This window comes from Herbaspirillum sp. GCM10030257 (genome assembly GCF_042666555.1).
Classification (GTDB): domain Bacteria; phylum Pseudomonadota; class Gammaproteobacteria; order Burkholderiales; family Burkholderiaceae_D; genus Noviherbaspirillum.
Window position 1 is genome coordinate 345,577 of the sequence record NZ_JBHTDH010000004.1, and the last position, 17,477, is coordinate 363,053.

27 protein-coding genes and 1 pseudogene are annotated in these 17,477 nt (G+C 52.7%); 22 read left to right on the forward strand and 6 right to left on the reverse strand.

Going from position 1 to position 17,477, the window contains the following annotated elements:
* Positions 1–82: 82 nt before the first annotated feature.
* Complete coding sequence (locus tag ACFQUU_RS08575; RefSeq protein WP_382245520.1) at positions 83–331, reverse strand: hypothetical protein; 249 nt, start codon at positions 329–331, stop codon at positions 83–85.
* Between the two features lie 231 nt (positions 332–562).
* Here ACFQUU_RS08575 and ACFQUU_RS08580 point away from each other — a divergent pair, with 231 nt between their 5' ends.
* Positions 563–817, forward strand: coding sequence for a hypothetical protein (locus tag ACFQUU_RS08580; RefSeq protein ID WP_382245523.1), 255 nt, complete (start codon positions 563–565; stop codon positions 815–817).
* Here ACFQUU_RS08580 and ACFQUU_RS08585 read toward each other — a convergent pair.
* The gene (locus tag ACFQUU_RS08585; protein WP_382245525.1) at positions 795–1,025 is read right to left on the reverse strand and encodes a hypothetical protein; all 231 of its coding nucleotides are present in this window, start codon (positions 1,023–1,025) and stop codon (positions 795–797) included. The two genes, ACFQUU_RS08580 and ACFQUU_RS08585, sit on opposite strands and share 23 nt — an antisense overlap.
* A 412-nt stretch (positions 1,026–1,437) precedes the next feature.
* On the opposite strand from ACFQUU_RS08585, the gene ACFQUU_RS08590 reads away from it, so the two are divergent.
* Positions 1,438–1,689: a hypothetical protein gene (locus ACFQUU_RS08590; RefSeq protein ID WP_382245528.1), complete on the forward strand. Its 252-nt coding sequence runs from the start codon at positions 1,438–1,440 to the stop codon at positions 1,687–1,689.
* 58 nt (positions 1,690–1,747) lie between these two features.
* Here the strand turns inward: ACFQUU_RS08590 and ACFQUU_RS08595 are convergent, their stop codons facing one another.
* The 4 genes from ACFQUU_RS08595 to ACFQUU_RS08610 all read right to left on the reverse strand — a co-directional run bounded on the left by ACFQUU_RS08595 (position 1,748) and on the right by ACFQUU_RS08610 (position 4,517).
* Positions 1,748–2,638 carry a hypothetical protein gene (locus tag ACFQUU_RS08595; RefSeq protein ID WP_382245531.1) on the reverse strand — a complete coding sequence of 297 codons (891 nt, stop codon included), beginning with the start codon at positions 2,636–2,638 and terminating at the stop codon, positions 1,748–1,750.
* Positions 2,639–2,710: 72 nt separating this feature from the next.
* Positions 2,711–3,025: a hypothetical protein gene (locus tag ACFQUU_RS08600; RefSeq protein ID WP_382245534.1), complete on the reverse strand. Its 315-nt coding sequence runs from the start codon at positions 3,023–3,025 to the stop codon at positions 2,711–2,713.
* Positions 3,026–3,153: 128 nt separating this feature from the next.
* The gene (locus ACFQUU_RS08605) at positions 3,154–3,582 is read right to left on the reverse strand and encodes a PH domain-containing protein (protein WP_382245537.1); all 429 of its coding nucleotides are present in this window, start codon (positions 3,580–3,582) and stop codon (positions 3,154–3,156) included.
* A gap of 506 nt (positions 3,583–4,088) precedes the next feature.
* Complete coding sequence (locus ACFQUU_RS08610) at positions 4,089–4,517, reverse strand: helix-turn-helix transcriptional regulator (protein WP_382245540.1); 429 nt, start codon at positions 4,515–4,517, stop codon at positions 4,089–4,091.
* Positions 4,518–4,588: 71 nt separating this feature from the next.
* On the opposite strand from ACFQUU_RS08610, the gene ACFQUU_RS08615 reads away from it, so the two are divergent.
* The 20 genes and pseudogenes from ACFQUU_RS08615 (at position 4,589) to ACFQUU_RS08710 (ending at position 16,518) form a co-directional block, all read left to right on the forward strand.
* Complete coding sequence (locus ACFQUU_RS08615; protein WP_382245542.1) at positions 4,589–4,891, forward strand: helix-turn-helix domain-containing protein; 303 nt, start codon at positions 4,589–4,591, stop codon at positions 4,889–4,891.
* 207 nt (positions 4,892–5,098) lie between these two features.
* On the forward strand, positions 5,099–5,542 hold the full coding sequence (locus ACFQUU_RS08620; protein WP_382245545.1) for a phage regulatory CII family protein: 444 nt from the start codon (positions 5,099–5,101) through the stop codon (positions 5,540–5,542).
* Positions 5,543–5,894: 352 nt separating this feature from the next.
* Positions 5,895–6,095 carry a hypothetical protein gene (locus ACFQUU_RS08625; protein ID WP_382245548.1) on the forward strand — a complete coding sequence of 67 codons (201 nt, stop codon included), beginning with the start codon at positions 5,895–5,897 and terminating at the stop codon, positions 6,093–6,095.
* Complete coding sequence (locus tag ACFQUU_RS08630) at positions 6,092–6,499, forward strand: hypothetical protein (RefSeq protein ID WP_382245551.1); 408 nt, start codon at positions 6,092–6,094, stop codon at positions 6,497–6,499. Before ACFQUU_RS08625 ends, ACFQUU_RS08630 begins: the two co-directional genes overlap by 4 nt.
* A complete protein-coding gene (locus ACFQUU_RS08635; RefSeq protein ID WP_382245554.1) occupies positions 6,496–6,789 on the forward strand; it encodes a hypothetical protein in 294 nt (97 codons plus the stop codon). The genes ACFQUU_RS08630 and ACFQUU_RS08635 overlap by 4 nt, the downstream gene beginning before the upstream one ends.
* Entirely contained in the window at positions 6,786–7,127 is a 342-nt protein-coding gene (locus ACFQUU_RS08640) for a hypothetical protein (protein WP_382245557.1), read from the forward strand. The genes ACFQUU_RS08635 and ACFQUU_RS08640 overlap by 4 nt, the downstream gene beginning before the upstream one ends.
* 18 nt (positions 7,128–7,145) lie before the next feature.
* Positions 7,146–8,195 carry a hypothetical protein gene (locus ACFQUU_RS08645; RefSeq protein ID WP_382245560.1) on the forward strand — a complete coding sequence of 350 codons (1,050 nt, stop codon included), beginning with the start codon at positions 7,146–7,148 and terminating at the stop codon, positions 8,193–8,195.
* Positions 8,196–8,197: 2 nt separating this feature from the next.
* Complete coding sequence (locus tag ACFQUU_RS08650) at positions 8,198–8,497, forward strand: hypothetical protein (protein ID WP_382245563.1); 300 nt, start codon at positions 8,198–8,200, stop codon at positions 8,495–8,497.
* Positions 8,498–8,644: 147 nt separating this feature from the next.
* Positions 8,645–11,242 (forward strand): DNA methyltransferase, encoded by a 2,598-nt coding sequence (locus ACFQUU_RS08655; protein WP_382245566.1) that lies wholly within the window; start codon positions 8,645–8,647, stop codon positions 11,240–11,242.
* Positions 11,239–11,703 (forward strand): nuclease domain-containing protein, encoded by a 465-nt coding sequence (locus ACFQUU_RS08660; protein WP_382245569.1) that lies wholly within the window; start codon positions 11,239–11,241, stop codon positions 11,701–11,703. The genes ACFQUU_RS08655 and ACFQUU_RS08660 overlap by 4 nt, the downstream gene beginning before the upstream one ends.
* Entirely contained in the window at positions 11,691–12,251 is a 561-nt protein-coding gene (locus ACFQUU_RS08665) for an HNH endonuclease (RefSeq protein WP_382245572.1), read from the forward strand. The genes ACFQUU_RS08660 and ACFQUU_RS08665 overlap by 13 nt, the downstream gene beginning before the upstream one ends.
* 136 nt (positions 12,252–12,387) lie before the next feature.
* Positions 12,388–12,621, forward strand: a pseudogene (locus tag ACFQUU_RS08670) (YdaU family protein); the annotation flags it as partial.
* A gap of 84 nt (positions 12,622–12,705) precedes the next feature.
* On the forward strand, positions 12,706–13,389 hold the full coding sequence (locus ACFQUU_RS08675) for a hypothetical protein (RefSeq protein WP_382245766.1): 684 nt from the start codon (positions 12,706–12,708) through the stop codon (positions 13,387–13,389).
* 73 nt (positions 13,390–13,462) lie between these two features.
* Entirely contained in the window at positions 13,463–13,690 is a 228-nt protein-coding gene (locus ACFQUU_RS08680) for a hypothetical protein (protein WP_382245575.1), read from the forward strand.
* Between the two features lie 39 nt (positions 13,691–13,729).
* Entirely contained in the window at positions 13,730–14,032 is a 303-nt protein-coding gene (locus ACFQUU_RS08685; protein WP_382245578.1) for a hypothetical protein, read from the forward strand.
* Between the two features lie 422 nt (positions 14,033–14,454).
* Positions 14,455–14,835, forward strand: a complete 381-nt coding sequence (locus ACFQUU_RS08690) for a VRR-NUC domain-containing protein (protein WP_382245581.1) — start codon at positions 14,455–14,457, stop codon at positions 14,833–14,835.
* Positions 14,835–15,386, forward strand: a complete 552-nt coding sequence (locus ACFQUU_RS08695) for a YfbR-like 5'-deoxynucleotidase (RefSeq protein ID WP_382245584.1) — start codon at positions 14,835–14,837, stop codon at positions 15,384–15,386. The genes ACFQUU_RS08690 and ACFQUU_RS08695 overlap by 1 nt, the downstream gene beginning before the upstream one ends.
* Positions 15,387–15,590, forward strand: a complete 204-nt coding sequence (locus ACFQUU_RS08700) for a hypothetical protein (RefSeq protein ID WP_382245587.1) — start codon at positions 15,387–15,389, stop codon at positions 15,588–15,590.
* An 81-nt stretch (positions 15,591–15,671) separates the two neighbouring features.
* The gene (locus ACFQUU_RS08705) at positions 15,672–15,863 is read left to right on the forward strand and encodes a hypothetical protein (RefSeq protein WP_382245590.1); all 192 of its coding nucleotides are present in this window, start codon (positions 15,672–15,674) and stop codon (positions 15,861–15,863) included.
* 79 nt (positions 15,864–15,942) lie between these two features.
* On the forward strand, positions 15,943–16,518 hold the full coding sequence (locus ACFQUU_RS08710) for a hypothetical protein (RefSeq protein WP_382245593.1): 576 nt from the start codon (positions 15,943–15,945) through the stop codon (positions 16,516–16,518).
* The last annotated feature ends 959 nt before the right edge of the window (positions 16,519–17,477 follow it).

Genomic DNA, 17,477 nt, shown 5'->3' on the forward strand with positions numbered 1-17,477 from the left:
TCGGTATGCGTCCCGCTTTAATAACTGCGCCATCGCGGAAAGAATGGGGGGATTTATCGCGCACCCCAGCCGGCATGCTTTGCTAAAGGGTGATTTGCTTGGAGGCGTGCTCCATGCACGCGTCGAATTCCGTCTCTGTCAGCGGCTCCTCGACGTCGCGCATGATTTCCTGAAGCTTGTTCCCGAGTTCGAAGTCGCCGTTGGCTTGGCTTATAAACACGCGACGAAGGAGGCGGTAATACTGAGACTCCGCATGGCAGACCTGCATCTCGACTTCTTCCTGTCGTAGCTGCTCGATGTCGTCGTCACTGATGATGTGGCGCGAGTTCATACGGCACCTGCCATTAAATGACGGGCAATATCGCGACCCGGTACGCTATTTTTCGCTTCCATCACATGTTCCTGATGCCTCGTGGAATTTGTTGCTCGATGGATTTCATTATAAACAGGTGTTTATTAAAGTCAACAACAGTTTATATTTGGCGTAGAATATTCCCATGCCGTTTTTTGCGGGTGTAAAAAAGCCCCGACTTGCGGGGCTATGGATAAACATGGAGGATTAATGGAAGGCGATCAAACGGTAGAGATCCGGATCATCAAGGGCGGTGTTCCGGTATCGATCTTCAGTTCGGCAAATGCCACAGCACTCGATGTGCTGAGTTTTTTGCCGCAGGTTATTGACGCTATCGGATTGGAGCGTCTGGCGAGGAAGGAGGGAAGGACGTTTGAGCACCCATTAGCCGATTCAGTAGGAGCGTTGCCCTTAAAAGGAGCAGCTGAACTCGTGACACTTGTTATCCCCAAAGATCCTCAATGAACTTCGCAACTTTGATTTGAGAAGCGTTGCCTACGTTTGAGATAATGTTCTTTGCGACCTGATCTGGCAGTTCGCTGTTCCAAGCATCGAAGTCATCCGACGGATAATAGTCGATGAAAGTATTACGGACGATAAACTCGCCTTGCGACATATCGATCCCGGTGTGCAGATTGACTAGGCACGTTGCTATTACTGTGCTTTTCTTCATACATTCTTTCTGTAGTTGAAGTACGCCCCTATGCGGCCGCCAAGCAGACATAGGGGCGTTTTGCATTCTAGCAACAGATGGAACAACTTTCACAACGTTGTGAAATAAAAAGCCCTCCATGGAGGAGGGCTTGGAAGCTGGTGCCGGAATGTTTGCATACCGCCGGCCCCGGTACAAACTGCTTATTCTTCTGAGGCAGTGCTCACTCGGAATAGCTCGAATACAGATAGATTGCCAGAGTGGCATTACAGAGCCATGACATTGATCAACTCGTCGTGCGAGAGGAAGGGAAGAAAAACCGGCTCTAGGCCGGCTCAACACGTCAAAAGAGTGATGAAAATAATGTAATGAACTAAGGACTCGACATTTTGATCTCACCTCTCTATCGTTTTGTAGGCGAGCAAAAGAGGCAATGGACGAGTACCAGATATTTGCCTTAATGGGGCGAATCGAAGTTGAGCCAGTAGACAAGGCAACAGTCATCCAGATGTATGCCGAGATCCTTGCAAGAGTGGTGGATAGGCTTACAGACGACGAAATGAGGAGATTGCTGCTTTGCGGCGCATATATCAATACTCACGGCTCAACTGAGCGCGTTGCGGAACAAGGGAAAGGCACTGATCAGTCCAGCCCATCTTGGCGTGGAAATAGGGATATAAACTAAAAGGCTTGCGGAATTCAGAAATGAAAAACCCTCCGCTAGTGGAAGGTTTTAGCGACTATTATTTTGTGGGTGGACTACTGGGGCTGGGCTGGATCTGCTTCGCGCCTTGCTCAGTTTGAGATGGTGTAGGAGCTGAACTCTTGACGAAGTTGGTCATTGTGAAAAAGAGCCCAACAAACCCAAATATTAGCCCTACCATTGTTGCTATGAACCAAGTTTTTATACTTGAATCCATTTTATGGACTTCAACTCGCATTTCGCTCAAATCGGTTCTAGTCGCCATGCGAGCATCCATTCCCTCAAGACGTGTTTCGATCTTGATAAGGCGCTCTCGAGCTTCATGAGCAAGCTCTTCTAGTTTAGAAACTCGCTTTTCCATTTCTTCATCATCCTTTGTGGATGCATTGTTGTCAACAGGCGGTGGCGGCGGGGTATCCGCCTGCTTGATAAAACTCTCAATGTCCTCAACGCTGAGCGTTCGACCATTACGAAACTCTTCTAGTTTCTTGGCATTTTGCCCTTCGTTGAGCCATTGCAGCACGGCATTTTTGCGGGTTTCAATTTCTTTTTCTTGTTCATCCAACTCCCGCATCTGTCGATGGTAATTCTGTTCAAGCTCTGCCTTTTGCTGCTCTAGCGATCTTATTTTTTCTTGACCCAGGTCGCCGAGCTCATCAATTTTGAGAAGTAGCTTTCTCAAGTACAGAATACTCGGAGAATCGGCCCCGCTAATCTGAATGACACGTTTGCTTTGCTTATCTAAGCTTTCTTGCAAACCCATTAGTTCATTGACTAGAACTCCAACCCGCTTATCGTTCAGCTTTTCACTAAGGTATTCCCTGCGTAACTGAAGTATCAAAGAGTTAAGGTGTGCAAGGTTCTCAGCAAATGACGACAGTTCTATCTCGGCGTCAATTTCAGCCGCAATGTTTTGAGTATTCTGATTCATTAGATGTTGTGCGTATTTGCCCCGTCTAGCCCATTATTGCCCACCGAATTTTTCAATCTATACGGCGTTCGGTCAGTGCGTCGTTGCGCCCAGATCCATATCGAAGAAATGGATCTTCCAAATGTCTGGATGTCCGACTAGGAGGCCAAGATCATCAGTTAATGGTTTCTCGCACGGTTTTGCATTGAACTCTTCGGCAATTTCTTCAGCGCCTGGAGGGAAATAGGCTGTAATGGTCTTGGCAAAAGGATTGTATCTGACGAAGATTCCGAGGTCATTCGGCCTTGGTGAATACTGACGAATCTCCAGCCAAGCTTCTGTAAGCCTGCTTGTGATCGGGAACGGGTCGTCATCGCACGTAAAATCTACAGAGTGCCAATTATTCATTATTCAAAACTTTGGACAAGTTTCCCACCAAGGCTACATCAACGTAGCAGCTTTGAAGCTTTTTCTTTGGCAGGAAATTATCGTCAGGCCTAATAGTTATTTTGTTAATCACCTTGCAAGCGGGGCCGCTATGCAGTTAGTGCTGGCAAATGTTCTTCTTGTGTCGCCATGAATGCTTTACGAAACGCGATCGGATCAGAAATCCCAGGGATCGGTGCTTGTGGCGTGCCGGCTCCGGCAACGATCAGCGAGCCATAACCAAACACTCGGCCGAGTATTCCTTGATCGACCTGGATGCTCTCGATTTTCGCGAGATTGATTTCGACGGTGCGCCTACGAATAAACCCAAACTTTGCAACAACCCGCTTATTGGTGATTGCCAATTCCGTCGATATGTACTTGAGCCATGCTAGGACTAGAAAAATTAGTCCGGCTCCCATAGCTGGAAGCAATAAAACGCCAAGAATAATATTAGGGGCCAGCGACCAAAGGCTGATGCGACCCTCATAAGTGATTTTTTCATTTTTCGACAAAATACTTTCTACATAGCTTGCCATTTGTGCTCCTCGAGTTGGCCCGGCGGATGCCGTTATATTAAGTTGCTAATCGGCAATTAGACCGTAAAAAGGTCGGCAGGTCTACCCATAAACATGGCATATCCCATAACTATGGGATTGGTACTCAAGTGTTTTCTACGTTGCCTGAGGTAAACAGTCGGGATAGCGAAATCGCACGCCTGTTCGCTAAAAGAGTCGGTATATACTGTGTTTTTGTACAGTATTATTTGGATGTTCCCGCTGTTCCCCGCAGAGCCCGGTGTTCCCAAAAGCCGACCGCCGACCCAGAACCACAGCTCGGAACCCTTACATTGATTAGTAAACCTTCGTGTTGGTAAGACTGTCTTATCCGCACGTCGGATGGAGGGAATATGACGAAAAGCCGCGCCGTACAGCTACTGGAGATGATTAATCAACATTTTTTCGACCTGGTCGGGGAGGAGCAGGAAATCTATGCCAATAGCATTGTTGACTCGGCACTAGAACGACGCAAAACACGGAACAGACTACAGCTTGTTTCTGATAGTGGGCGCGGCCAGTCTGGCATTGCTGGTGGCCGCGTTTCTAGCGGACGTTAATATTGTCCTTCTGCCAGCCGCCGATGCCAGTCCAAACAGTCGAAGCAATTCAGCGGCCTGCTCACTAAAGGCTGTAATGTTGCTTTCATCGGGATCGTTGCTAACCACAGATACAGAGGAAGGGGCTAACATCCGGATTTCCTCTGCCGACAGCTCTGTGAAGTCTCTTGTAATAAGAGCGTCCAGGTCGACCGAAAAGAATTTCGCCAGTGCTGGTGCGAATTCTGAGCGTGCACTGTCCCTGGACTCCAGCGCATAAATCGCTTGGTCCCCTTCAATACCTATACCTTTCGCAACCGCCTGCCTTGTAAGGCCGGCCAGCTTGCGCAGGTGCTCAACATTCTTTCCGAGTGCCATCCCGTCACTCTATAAACAATTGTGTATGAAGTCCATAAACGTCTGTTGACTTCGATAAACAGGTGTTTATAATGTTCTTCATGGAAAGCCTACAAAAAGCAATCGACATTTGCGGGAGTCAAGCGAACTTGGCAAAGCGCATAACTGAAAGCCTGAAGCCATCGGCTAAGCCGGTGACGCCTCAGCATATTTGGAATTGGTTGAATCGTGATAAGTCAGTTCCGGCCGAATACTGCCCCACCATCGAGAAGGTTTGCGAGCGCCAAGTCTTGTGTGAAGAACTAAATGATGACCCTGATTGGGAGTACGTCAGGGATTCTGCGGCGACTGTAAAGACGCTGCGCGGTCGTCGCACAACAGCCCCCAAGGGATAAGACCATCGACCTGCGCCGGTCAGGGAAGCCTGACCGGCTTTTCTTTCGCCCAAATTTGGTTTTTTGAGATTTATCAAACGCAGTTGCAACAAAGATTTGCGGTTCATCGCTACTCCCTGACAGCCACTTAAGCGGCTTGTTGATTGTGTAAAGCGAAGTGTACGCAAAGAAATATTACAAAAATACATCAGATTTTCAGGGAAACGTATGAATCTCCTCGACGCCTTCTTCAACACCGTACACGACTATCCAGGCGGCGCTGAGTCGCTCGCACCTCGTATGGGCATGTCCGCCGCGATCTTGCGCAACAAGGCGGACCAGACCAAAGAACACAACAAGCCGCTGCTGGTAGACGCGGACAAGGCCATGGGTCTGACCGGTGATTACCGGATCCTCGATGCACTTGCTCGAAACCACGGCTTCGTACTGCATCGCAAAGAAGACGGCGTGATCGCGTCGGACATGTCGGTCGTAGAGGTCGTTGGAATGATCTGGAAAGCCGAGGGAGAAGTCGGCGCGCAGGTCAGCCAAACACTCGCCGACGGCAAGGTCGAGAAGTCCGAAGTCGAGAAGGTAAAGGAAGCCGTCTATCGCCTCGAGCAGATGCTGGGCACGCTGACAAAGCGGCTGGAAGGGATGGCTGAAAAATGAGCTGCCGCCCATTATCTCCACTCAATCGCGCCAACACGATACTCCGCGACCTGCTTATGCGCCAACCAGGTTTGCGCCGCAGGGAAATCATTGCTTACGTCGCGAAGGTCGCTGACTGCCATCGTGCAACCGTTGATCGTGCACTACTGGCCGCAGCTGAAGACGGCTTTCTCAGAACAGAGGGTCGAATCGGCTTTCAGACCTATTCATGGAATGACACGCCTGACGACAACGTAGATCACGAGCCTCAAGTAATTAAACGCCTCCCAGCCGACCAGGCTCCACGCTTCATTGGGAAGGCCTGCAAGAACGGGATCGAATTCTTTTTGCAGTATGGCCAAGGGAGCTTCGCATGACCGCGACGTCCAGCTCATGGATCCGTGACGAACCGCCGACGACTGCTGGACGGTATGAAGTCAGCCCCTTCCAGACGGTTGAGATGGTGAGCGAGGCGACTTGGGACGGCAAGGTTTGGCGCTACCTGAGCTCCGGTCGGGAGTGCTACATCCAGAAATTGGCATGGCGCCACCAGCAACAGGAATTGGCAGCGTGACGGATCAGGAACTTATCGACTACTGCGACAAGCGGTGCAAGTCGATCAATTGCCAGTTCGAAGGTAGGACCTTCGAACGAATGTTTCAGCTGGCCGGAAAGCCGCGCAAATACCAAGCTGTCGCGGATCTGGTGCCGCGCAAGCTTTACAGCATGCGCGACGAAATGGAAGCCCTGGTGCACTTCGCCTTTAAGCGAATGGCAAGACCCAAGGGCGGACTGGACATCGAGGCTGGCAGGGTCTACCGCGACGTGAATGGCGATGTCCGATACGTATTTGCCGTCGTTCCCCGGCTTGAGAGCTGGACAGTGATCTGGAACTCGACACCTGAAAGAACGGCAAGTGGACCTACCACCAGACTTTCGGAATTCAAAGACTGGGCACTTGAGGAGTTGAAATCGTGAATGAGACATTCGAAGTGGGCGAGATTGCCATAGTTCAGCATGCCGCGACTGGACCCTGCGAGCATCTCAATGGAACGGAATGCGAGGTTATAGAGGTATGGGGTCGACCGTTCCGTATTAATGGCATTACGTACAAGTATCTGATCCGTTGTGTTGACGGTGACCTTTATAACGCAGCGTCATATCACCTGCGAAAGAAGCGCCCGCCGCAACAATTTGAGGGAGAGCTGCGCATTATGCGCATGTTTAACTCGTCTCCTGTGGAACGCACCTCGATGGAGCCGGCATGAAGACCGCAGTTCTAGACACCTCTATAGCCGCCTGGCACGCGATCCCGTGCGACAAGCTTAAAACGCAGAACGACCGCATTGAAGCGATCGTCACCGCCTCCGATGGCGATATGTCGCTTGGTGAAATCAAGATTGTCTACCGCGGCATGTTCCAGCGTGACGTGCCCGAAGACAAACGCATCGAGGCGAATACTGTTTCCCGTGCAGTAAATCAGCTGATCACGGCCGGCCGGCTGCAGCGCCGTGAAACCGTTAGACCTTGCAAGTTTTCCGGCGTGGACATCCACCCAGTGTTTAAGCCGCCACTACAAAACAGTCTCGACATTCAAGTCGAATAAACCAGAGAGGAACGCATCATGATTCTGTCGAAATCTGACTTTCGGGGAGCCGTAGACGCTGTAACCCCGTTTGCCCGAAACAAAAGCCCGTTGCAGATCCTGACCCATGTAAAGGTGGAGTCAACCGGGAAGCGCATCACTTTCACCGCATCGCATATCGACTCCCAGATTGAGCACTGGGTTGACGTCACTGGCGAAAAGTTTGCAATCTGCATCGAGGCCGCTGCGCTAAAGAAATTTGCATCGATATGCGACGCTGATGTAAGTCTGACCGTCAAAGGTAAGAAGGCGGTTCTGGAATGTGGCGACAAGAAGACCCGTCTCAATACGCTTGAAGCGGATACCTTTCCGATGATGAAGACGGCTGAGAAGGTCCTTACTGAAATTGAATGGAAGCTGGTAGAAGACAAGATCGCATTTGCAGTGCAGTTCTGTGGCATGAATCCGTCGATGCCACAGTTGAACTGCGTGCAGATAAATTCGACCAGTGAGCGTCTGGAGATTTTCGGCACCGACACGAAGAAGATAGGCTTTGAATCTGTGCCCCATATCGCTACCGAATTTGGCGTATGTGTGCCAAACGAGACAGCGCGCCATATGGTCGGCTCATTCGTGTCCATGATCGTCCGGGAAGAGCAAATTGAACTGCGCAGCGACAACGCCATTGCACTGTTCAAGACAGCTCCTTACAAGCCCGTCAAGATCGACAAGTTCATCACTCGCGAATTTCCCAGCCAGGGCGAGATCACGCGAAAAAGCCTGCTCGAGGCGATTACATTCGTCGGCTCGTTCGCTGACGCTGGAAAAATTCGCAGCCGCGTGGAGATTCACTCCGGCGATTCCAACATAGTCAAGCTGATCAGCACCGAAAACGAGGCGACTGCGCCTTTCGACTACAGCGGTGCGCCGCTCGCGTTCGGCGCATTCCCTGACGAGTTCTCCGCGTTTCTGAAGTCGGTCGAATCGGACAAGCTGAAGATCGAGTTCGATACAGCGGACATGAACAAGACCCCCATCCGGCTGACAAATGCCGGCCGAGTAATCGTTGCTATGCCGGTGACTATCTAATCATGTCCAATACATACATTCAATCCAATCTGTCCCTTGCTGAACTGATCAACATCATCGATCTGGACCCGAACTCCACCACGCGTGAAAAGGCTCTTATCGAGCGCATGGACGGGCGCAAAGATGAGGTCGAGGAAAAGGAATCCGAAATCAGCCGCCTCGAAGATCGAATATCTGACTTGGAAAAAGAGGTCAACGAGCTGGAGGACGACATGTCTACCCTAGAGACTGAACGTGATGCTCTTAAGGACACGGTCAACGAACTGGAAGGCGAACTCGAGAAGTTGAAGGCTGAGGCTTGAGGTGCGTGGAGTAGTGAATCCATCTGCAACGGAAGCTTACAAAGCTGCAACGCGCAACCAGCTCTTTCTGAACCATGCCTCTCGAAAGTGTCTCGGTTGCGCCCGCCGGCGCAGCGCTGGCCAGTTTCAGTCCACTGATACGGACTATTGCCTGATCTGCACCCGTCGCGGCATCAACACCCCAAAAGCCACAAAGCAAAAAACGGCCGGAGAAGCCTAGAAATGACAACAGAGAACGTAATCGACACATACCTGCAGTTCCTTCAGGAGAAAATCCGGCTTGCCCCGTTCAGCGGATTTGACATCGACGACAACGAAATCCATCCGATGCTGCTGCCGCACCAGCGGGCATGTGTGAAATGGGCGGTCAAGGGCGGCAACCGCGCGCTGTTCGAGAGCTTCGGCTTGGGTAAGACGGTCCAGCAGTGCGAAATCATTCGTCTGGTCAAGAAGCATGCCGGCGGTCTGGCGCTGATCGTCCTGCCTCTCGGCGTGCGTCAAGAGTTCAAGCGCGATGGCGCAAAGCTTGGCATCGATTTCAAGTTCATCCGGACACCGGAGGAGATGGAAGAGGGCGACAGCGGCTTTTACCTGACCAACTATGAATCGATCCGTGACGGCAAACTGGACCCGAACCTGTTCACCGTTGTCAGTCTGGACGAGGCCAGCATTTTGCGCAGTTTCGGCAGCAAGACATATCAGGAGTTCTTGCCTCTTTTCAATAAGGTGCAATACAAGTTCGTTGCGACTGCTACCCCGAGCCCGAACCGGTACAAGGAGCTGATTCACTATGCCGGCTTTCTTGGAATCATGGACACTGGCCAGGCGCTTACCCGCTTCTTCAAGCGTGATAGCACTCAGGCGAACAACCTGACGCTCTACCCACATAAAGAGCACGAATTCTGGCTTTGGCTGAACTCCTGGGCAATCTTCCTCCAACGGCCGTCAGACCTCGGCTTCTCCGATAAGGGATATGACCTGCCGCCGCTGGACGTCATCTATCACGAGGTCGACACCGATCACGCGACTGCTGGCACCGACCGCGATGGCCGGCAGTACCTCATGAAGGATGCCGCTATCGGTTTGCAGGCGGCGAGCGCCGAAAAACGAGACAGCTTGCCGAGGCGGATCGCCAAGATGCAGGAAATCATCGGCGCCGACCCAAAAAGCCATTACATCATTTGGCACGATCTCGAGGCCGAGCGTCACGCGATCGCACAGGCCTTGCCGGCAGCGGTCAGTGTCTACGGCTCTCAGGATTTGGACGAGCGGGAGCAGTGCATCGTTGATTTCAGCGACGGCAAGTTCCAGTACCTCTCAGCGAAGCCTGTGATTGCCGGATCTGGCTGCAATTTCCAGCGCCACTGCAATAAGGCCATCTTCTTGGGCATTGGGTACAAGTTCAACGACTTCATCCAGGCGATCCACCGGATTCACCGGTTTCTGCAAACAAACCGTTGCGAAATCCACATTATTTATTCAGAGGCTGAACGCGAGATACTGCGCGCACTGCAGGAGAAGTGGCATCAGCACGATCACATGGTGGCAAATATGACCGAAATTATCAAAGAGCATGGCCTGAGCGACCTCAGCATGTCTGATGTCTTGTCGCGGACCATCGGCGTGGAACGCCTCGAGGTAAAGGGTGAGAAGTTCACGGTGGCAAACAATGACTGTGTGCTCGAGGCTCGTATGCAACCCGAGAACCACGTCGACCTGATTGTCACTTCCATTCCATTTGCGAATCACTACGAATACACCCCGAGCTACAACGACTTCGGCCACACTGAGAATAACGATCACTTCTGGAAGCAGATGGACTTCCTGACCCCGGAGCTGCTTCGCATCCTTAAACCTGGTCGCATGTACTGCTGCCACGTGAAGGACCGGATCCTGTTTGGCAATGTGACTGGCGCCGGCGCACCTACGGTCAGCCCGTTCCACGCTGAAGCCATCTTTCATGCCAGGAAGCATGGCTTCGACTACATGGGGATGATTACGGTCGTCACGGACGTCGTACGGGAAAACAATCAGACCTACCGTCTTGGCTGGTCGGAGCAGTGCAAAGACGGCACGAAGATGGGAGTTGGCTCTCCGGAGTACGTCCTCCTGTTCCGCAAGCCGCAATCTGACCGCACCCGTGGCTATGCCGACGTTCCCGTCAAAAAAGACAAGGCAGAGTACACCAGGGCACGCTGGCAGGTCGACGCACACGCATTCTGGCGCTCGAGCGGCAATCGTCTTCTGACAGCCGAGGAGATGGCCAGCTACGGACCGGACAAGCTCGCCAAGGTCTTCACCGAGTATTCCATGCAGAACATATACGACTACGAATTTCACGTTCGGATCGGCGAGGAGCTTGACGTACGCGGTGCGCTGCCTTCGACATTCATGTCTCTGGCGCCGGGAAGCACCAATGACGGCGTATGGCATGACATCAACCGAATGCTTACCTTGAATGGCCAGCAGGCGAAGCGGAACGTCGAACAGCATGTATGCCCGCTGCAGCAGGATTTAGTTGCCCGTCTGATTGAACGGTACTCGAACCCCGACGAATTCGTCTATGACCCATTCTGCGGTCTTGGCACGGTACCTTACATGGCCATCAAAGCCGGACGCACCGGCGGCGGCTCTGAGTTGAATGCGCAGTATTTCCTCGACCAGGTGCACTACCTCAAATCGGCTGAGCAGGATGCGATGATGCCTACTCTGTTTTCCTTCGAGGAGTTGGAAGCCGCGGCATGAAGCAGACTCCGTTAAAGCGAAAGACCCCGATGAGCCGCGGTACCTCGACGCTGAAGCGCTCATCGTTCCAGCCGAAGAAGCGGGAAGAGCATAAGGAAGGGCTGAAGCAGGGCACTAAGCGGCTTCGATCCAGAAAGAGTTCGCAGAAGAGCACGCCAATCCGGCAGAGTGCCAAAGATGAGAATTGCACCTTGCGATTCCCTGGTATCTGCAGGAATCGCACAGATACAACTGTCTGGTGTCATTCCAATTCTTTAGTGGACGGCAAAGGCATGGGTCTAAAGGCTCCAGACGAAGAAGGCTGCTATGGCTGTTATGAATGCCATTGCTATCTGGACGGAGGCTGGGTCCAAGAAATGTGGCGAGGTGTCACGCGAGATCTAGTGGACGAAGTATTTTCCAATGCAAGAAAAGAAAGCCGTCAGATTTTAAGAAATAAAGGTTTGATATGCGACCTGTAATTGGTGAAAGAGACGTTTCAATAAAAGAACTATTTGAGTGTTTCGTCCCTGACTTTGAGAGTGGTGCGTTGATATGGGGTATCCGTCCCGAGGGGCACTTTCAATCTGACTTGGCACGTCATGTCTATGAATCGCAGCATTTTGGAACGATAGCTGGGAGTCCTGACGCGCATGGCCACATACGTGTCCGAATTAGCATTAGAGGTCGCACTGGGACGTTCTTTGTACATCGCGTTATTTGGGCAATGCATTATGGCGCTTGGCCCGAAGACCAGATTGACCATCGGAATACCATAAAGGCGGATAACCGCATCAACAACTTACGACTGGCCACTAACGCCCAGAACATGGCGAATCGTGGACTTCAAAAGAACAATAAATCCGGCGCGAAGGGTGTCCATTTCAATAAGAATGCCGGCCGCTATCAGGCGTACATAAAGCACCTTGGAAAGCGTTATCACCTCGGCTACTTCGACACCGTGGAAGCTGCGTCAGCCGCTCACCAAAAAGCCGCCAAGCAGATGTTTGGAGAATTTGCCCATCCTTGAGAAGGATGGGTACGGCCGTCATCGGCATGCATCACATGCATCATCAGGCACTGAACGTGCCACCGAATCAAAAAAAACACACAGGGATTTTGCAGCAATGGCCAAGTCGAAAATTAAGGAAAAAGCGGATGTCTGGATGCCACTTTTTATCGGTGATTATTTGGCCGATACAACGCGCCTGACAACTGAGCAGCACGGAGCTTACCTTTTGCTCATTATGGACTACTGGAGGAACGGTTCACCCCCTGACGACGACGATGTTCTGGCCAGCATAACTAAGTCGTCTGCAGCAGTGTGGAAGCGATTGAAGCCAACACTTAGCCGCTTTTTCGTTGTGGTTGATGGGAAATGGACTCATGACCGCATTGAGTTCGAAATCGCCAATGCCAAAGAAAGTAAGGAAAAGGCGTCTCACAAAGCTAAGCGTGGCGCTGACGCCAGATGGAAAAAGGACATGCCTAAGGATTCCGACGACGATGCTCCAAGCAATGCTACAAGCATTGCTCCAAGCAATCCTCCTGGCAGTCCTCCAAGCAGTGCTCAGGCAATGCTTGGGCAATGCCCTTCACCTTCACCATCACCTTCAATACAAAACCCAAGCAGTGCGGTTGTAGATTCAACCGTAGTTGCGCCCGAGGATTGGTGGAAAACCGCGCCGCTGCCGGAAGGCGAAGAACCCGAAAAACCGAACAACCCGGCCGTGGTCATGGCAGTGGCCTTGCGGAAGCTGCACGTAAGCGTGACCGCTGTCCATCCGACCTTGCTCGAGTGGGTCGCGAAGGGCGTCACCCTGCAGGTCTTGACGGAAGCCGTTCAACTGGTTCGCATGCGGCCCGGGAAGGAATCTGGCCCGATCAACCCGAATTACCTCGCAACCGTGCTGGCCAGCATGCAAAACCCGGTACCGGCGCGGTCAACTGCTGCGATCGAAGCAAAGCCTTGGTGGGAGTCCAAGGCCGGTATTGAGGCGAAGGGTAGGGAGCTTGACCTGGAGCCAGCAGGGCCAGAAAAGGAAATCTTTGCCTACTACCGTGACCGCGTTTTCGCGAAAGCTGGTCACGGGCCATGGAGCGAAAAGACCAGGACCGCGCCAACCGTCCACGAAATGCGAAAGGTCGGCGACGTCGTCGCAGGCTAGTCGGGACCACCTCAAAACCACTTTGGACCGGCCGCATAATTGGCAACAGGCAAAAACGCACAGGGCAGAAAACATGGACGCACAACAGCTCAAGAACATCGAAACACGCTGCAACGACGTGATCAACGGCTTCAAGCGCCCTAGCGAAATTGATGCCCGCAATGCGCAAAAACTTCTGCAACTCGTTCAGCAGATGCGCCAGGCAGAAGCCGCTGCGGCATTCGCGAACATCGGGAAGTCGGCTGGTAATGGCCCGCTGCGAAGCGTATTCGATGACATGATGAAAGACATTTTCAAGTAGAAACTCGCAGCATCGCTGCACTACCAAGGGAGCATAAAAATGCAAAAAAGCATAGCCACCGTAAAGCCACTGACCGAAGACCACCTGAGCAGCCCGACATACGCGCCTGACAACCTGCTCGATGGATTGATCGAGCGCCTTAACCTGAAGAACGACGCAGCACTGTCGCGCACGCTCGAGGTTGCCCCGCCTGTCCTCAGCAAGATCCGCCACCGTCGCCTGCCTATCGGAGCATCGCTGCTGGTGCGTATGCACGACATGACCGGCCTGCAACTGAACGAACTACGTACACTGGCTGGCATTCCGGTGCCAACATCACAAAGCCCAGTGAGCGGTTCGTGATTTCCGCACTGAAAAAGCTGTTTGCGGCTCGCGGGCGCAAGCGGGAAGGGCGGGATAAGAAGCAATCCGCGCGGCCTGCCGTAAGCCACACGCCGCCAGCACCGGCGCCATCGCCGCCAGCGCGTCCGGTTCCGCGCCTCCAAACGGCTCCCGTCTCTGCTTCGACCTCATTACGCAATAGCTTGGGCGACGATTCTTTGTCTTCTACGATGTTAATGCAGCCGACTTTGCAATCCACAGTCTACGTGCCGCCAGTTCGAACAACGGATCATTCCAATGCGATCTGCAGCTCCATTGTGGGCAGTGATAGGTCGGATCGCGGGTCATCCGGATCGTCTTGTGACTCAGGTTATAGCGGCGGCAGTGGCGATAGTTCTGCGAGCTCGTCGGACAGTAGCAGCTGTTCTTCAAGCGATTAGGCAATGAAGCGACACGACTGCATGCCGCCACCCAAAGAACACGAGATTCAGGCGACGTTCATCTGTTGGGTGAGGCTGGCTGAAAAGACGGACTGGCGTCTCAAGCTGTTGTTTGCAGTGCCGAACGCCGGCAAGCGGACCCGAGCAGAAGCGGCATGGATGCTTGCGGAAGGATTGAGGGCCGGTGTTCCAGACATCATGCTCCCGTTTCCGAATGGCCCATTCGTCGGGCTGGCCATCGAGTTTAAGCGTCCGGGCGAAAAGACATCCGAAAAGCAGGATGACTACATCGCGTTGTTGGTTGATGCTGGCTGGCTGGTTGTGATTTGTACTGATTCGGATGCTGCCGTTCGCACCGTTCAAGATTATCTGAGGATGAAGTAATGCAGCAGCGAAGCGCACAATCGGACATCCAGATCCAGTCTGGCCATTACTTCAACTTCGAAGATCCGCATCGGAATGAGTTCAGCATCGACGACATAGCTCGCAGCTTGTCCAAGCAATGCCGCTTTGTCGGACACACGCGGGAGTTTTACTCCGTCGCTCAGCATTCCGTCCTAACCAGCTACGTAGTTGCACCGGAGTACGCCTACGACGCACTGATGCACGATGCGGCGGAGGCTTTCACTGGCGATGTCTCCCGTCCACTGAAGCAACTGCTCCCTGATTTCAAAGCGATCGAGAAGCGCGTGGAAGAGGTTGTGTTCACTCGATTCCATGTAAGCAACCCGCTGCCCGATGCAGTCAAACACGCTGATTTGGTCATGCTGGCGACCGAACGCCGGGACCTGATGCCGGATGACGGTGAACTTTGGCGAGGACTGGAAACCATATCGCCGCTTGCCACAAAAATTGAGCCAGTCGGCCACGAAGCGGCATATCAAATGTTCGTCAGTCGGTACCTCGAGCTGCTCGGTTTGTCAGGAGCAAATTAAATGATGATCCAATTGAGCGATGGTTGCCATGTGGCCGCCGAGCATATTGCAGAAGTCACCGTAAATGACTATGGAAATATCACCGTGCGTACCAAGGATGGCGTTAGACATTCGGCAAGCAATGACTATGGCGACCGAAGTGGATACACGACGCGCGACCGCCTAATCGCCGAAATCAACGCTGCTCCAGTACAAACGGCATAACCAGGCGCGACAAACCAAATGGCACGTAAAGGCGAGTGTAAATCACCTGTCGTTCCGCTACGCGACGCACTCGAGCGGGCGATGAAAATAATTGACGGGTACGGCTGCACAGTTGCCATCTTCATGGTCGCCGGCCAGGTAACTGGCACGAAGAAGAGCTCTGATGCGTTTGAGAAAAAGACAGCGCTACACGCAAATTTGCTGGTGGGCGTCTACGACCAGAATGCGGACGCACGGCAGGTCCGGGAAGATCTCGCCACATTCTACGCGTGACACTCGTGCCTCAATATGCATGTGAAGCAGCAATAGAATAAGCCACGCTTCCAGACAGGCTTCATACAGGGTGGACACAATGACCGACGCACTATTTAAAAGCCACAACGAGGCATTGACCTTTGCCTTCCGCTTTTCAGACGAGCAATATGCAATATCGCCGACCGCAAAGATGATGAAGACTGGCATTGTCGGCAGCGGCCGTGGCTTGGTTTCATTGGACGGAGCAGCGCAAGTTGGACTAATCCTCTCAAATGTTCGTCGCTTGACCCCAATCCAGCAGGCATGCATTGTGGGTAGATACTCCAGGCGCTTCACAGAATGCCAATGCAAAAAGATTTGCTGTAGTGGCTCAACCATCTTGGACGAGTACCGCAACGCAATCCTTCTTCTCGATGAGGCTGTGGCGCTCGTTGCATTGAGCGGTTTTACTCATCGCCAAATGCGCCATGCAATCATTCGAAACTACTTTGAGCCTAAGAAGGGTGCTGATCGCCTATCTATCGGACAAGCCGCTGATCGACTTAAGGTGGCGCGACGTACCGCGTATGACATGAAGGCCAAGATTGATGCGGCTCTAGTTGACCATGACAAGACTGCTAGGACAAAGATCGATGAATACCTTGGCAGCATGTGCGGATACGCCGAAGCGTAACGTGTTCGTGATAATTTGACGCTGCACAAAACTGTGCGGTAAAGTGCAGATTCTGATACACAGGATTACTGTCACTAAGCCCCGCAAGCACTCGTTTGCGGGGCTTTTGCTTTCTGGAGCCGATATGTCTGAGCCAGCGAAGAACGTAGTACGTGACCAAGCGACGCATCAGCAACGTCAACTACGTAAGCCGCAGCCACCTTTGAAAGAGATTCGACGTCAGCTCGGATGGGATCTCATCGAGATGCAACTGAGTAAGCGCTTCCGCTAGCACTACCAACGAATGTCTCTGCCAGCCGAGAGGTTGGTTTTCCGCCCGCACTCCATTCGGTCTGCGGGTCTTTTTATTTTGAAAGTTCACGCGTGCCCCGCCGTTGCGGCACTAGTGGCGGGATTGGTAACGGCCGCAGTCGTTGACATATCGAAGGCTGGGACTCCTCCCGCAGTGCATCGCGGTCGTTCACCGGCGTGGGCGGCGACACACTATATATGGCGCGGAGATCGAAGAGTATCTGCAGGCAGCCCGGTTGCGGTGCCTTGATTGAGGCGCCAGGTCACTGTGACAGGCATCGGAAGGATAAGCAGCAGGCCGACGTAAAGGCTCGCGGTACCGCTTACGAGCGTGGATACACCAGCGCTTGGACGAAGGCTCGAGCTGGTTACCTGGTGTCGCATCCTCTCTGTGTTCATTGCACGCGAGACGGGCGAGCGGTAGCAGCGACAGTGGTTGATCACATCAAGCCTCACCGTCTCAAGCAGGCGCTTGATAGTGGTGACCCAGTGCGCATTGCTGCAGCTCGGGCTTTGTTCTGGGATAGCTGCAACTGGCAGGCGCTTTGCAAGACACACCATGACATCAAGACGGCGACCGAGGACGGCGGGTTCGGTCGGCGAGCGGTCACGGGGTAGGGGGTATCTGAAATCTAGGGCTTTTCAGACTAATACCGTCCGCCTCATCG

Coding starts and splice junctions, on each gene's coding strand:
- ACFQUU_RS08680 (WP_382245575.1), top strand. CDS start 13,463: ATGGACGCACAACAGCTCAAGAACATCGAAACACGCTGCAACGACGTG.
- ACFQUU_RS08600 (WP_382245534.1), bottom strand. CDS start 3,025: ATGAATAATTGGCACTCTGTAGATTTTACGTGCGATGACGACCCGTTC.
- ACFQUU_RS08615 (WP_382245542.1), top strand. CDS start 4,589: ATGTTCTTCATGGAAAGCCTACAAAAAGCAATCGACATTTGCGGGAGT.
- ACFQUU_RS08700 (WP_382245587.1), top strand. CDS start 15,387: ATGATGATCCAATTGAGCGATGGTTGCCATGTGGCCGCCGAGCATATT.
- ACFQUU_RS08595 (WP_382245531.1), bottom strand. CDS start 2,638: ATGAATCAGAATACTCAAAACATTGCGGCTGAAATTGACGCCGAGATA.
- ACFQUU_RS08690 (WP_382245581.1), top strand. CDS start 14,455: ATGAAGCGACACGACTGCATGCCGCCACCCAAAGAACACGAGATTCAG.
- ACFQUU_RS08665 (WP_382245572.1), top strand. CDS start 11,691: ATGCGACCTGTAATTGGTGAAAGAGACGTTTCAATAAAAGAACTATTT.
- ACFQUU_RS08660 (WP_382245569.1), top strand. CDS start 11,239: ATGAAGCAGACTCCGTTAAAGCGAAAGACCCCGATGAGCCGCGGTACC.
- ACFQUU_RS08695 (WP_382245584.1), top strand. CDS start 14,835: ATGCAGCAGCGAAGCGCACAATCGGACATCCAGATCCAGTCTGGCCAT.
- ACFQUU_RS08620 (WP_382245545.1), top strand. CDS start 5,099: ATGAATCTCCTCGACGCCTTCTTCAACACCGTACACGACTATCCAGGC.
- ACFQUU_RS08705 (WP_382245590.1), top strand. CDS start 15,672: ATGAAAATAATTGACGGGTACGGCTGCACAGTTGCCATCTTCATGGTC.
- ACFQUU_RS08685 (WP_382245578.1), top strand. CDS start 13,730: ATGCAAAAAAGCATAGCCACCGTAAAGCCACTGACCGAAGACCACCTG.
- ACFQUU_RS08580 (WP_382245523.1), top strand. CDS start 563: ATGGAAGGCGATCAAACGGTAGAGATCCGGATCATCAAGGGCGGTGTT.
- ACFQUU_RS08625 (WP_382245548.1), top strand. CDS start 5,895: ATGACCGCGACGTCCAGCTCATGGATCCGTGACGAACCGCCGACGACT.
- ACFQUU_RS08645 (WP_382245560.1), top strand. CDS start 7,146: ATGATTCTGTCGAAATCTGACTTTCGGGGAGCCGTAGACGCTGTAACC.
- ACFQUU_RS08640 (WP_382245557.1), top strand. CDS start 6,786: ATGAAGACCGCAGTTCTAGACACCTCTATAGCCGCCTGGCACGCGATC.
- ACFQUU_RS08590 (WP_382245528.1), top strand. CDS start 1,438: ATGGACGAGTACCAGATATTTGCCTTAATGGGGCGAATCGAAGTTGAG.
- ACFQUU_RS08610 (WP_382245540.1), bottom strand. CDS start 4,517: ATGGCACTCGGAAAGAATGTTGAGCACCTGCGCAAGCTGGCCGGCCTT.
- ACFQUU_RS08605 (WP_382245537.1), bottom strand. CDS start 3,582: ATGGCAAGCTATGTAGAAAGTATTTTGTCGAAAAATGAAAAAATCACT.
- ACFQUU_RS08575 (WP_382245520.1), bottom strand. CDS start 331: ATGAACTCGCGCCACATCATCAGTGACGACGACATCGAGCAGCTACGA.
- ACFQUU_RS08710 (WP_382245593.1), top strand. CDS start 15,943: ATGACCGACGCACTATTTAAAAGCCACAACGAGGCATTGACCTTTGCC.
- ACFQUU_RS08585 (WP_382245525.1), bottom strand. CDS start 1,025: ATGAAGAAAAGCACAGTAATAGCAACGTGCCTAGTCAATCTGCACACC.
- ACFQUU_RS08675 (WP_382245766.1), top strand. CDS start 12,706: ATGCCTAAGGATTCCGACGACGATGCTCCAAGCAATGCTACAAGCATT.
- ACFQUU_RS08650 (WP_382245563.1), top strand. CDS start 8,198: ATGTCCAATACATACATTCAATCCAATCTGTCCCTTGCTGAACTGATC.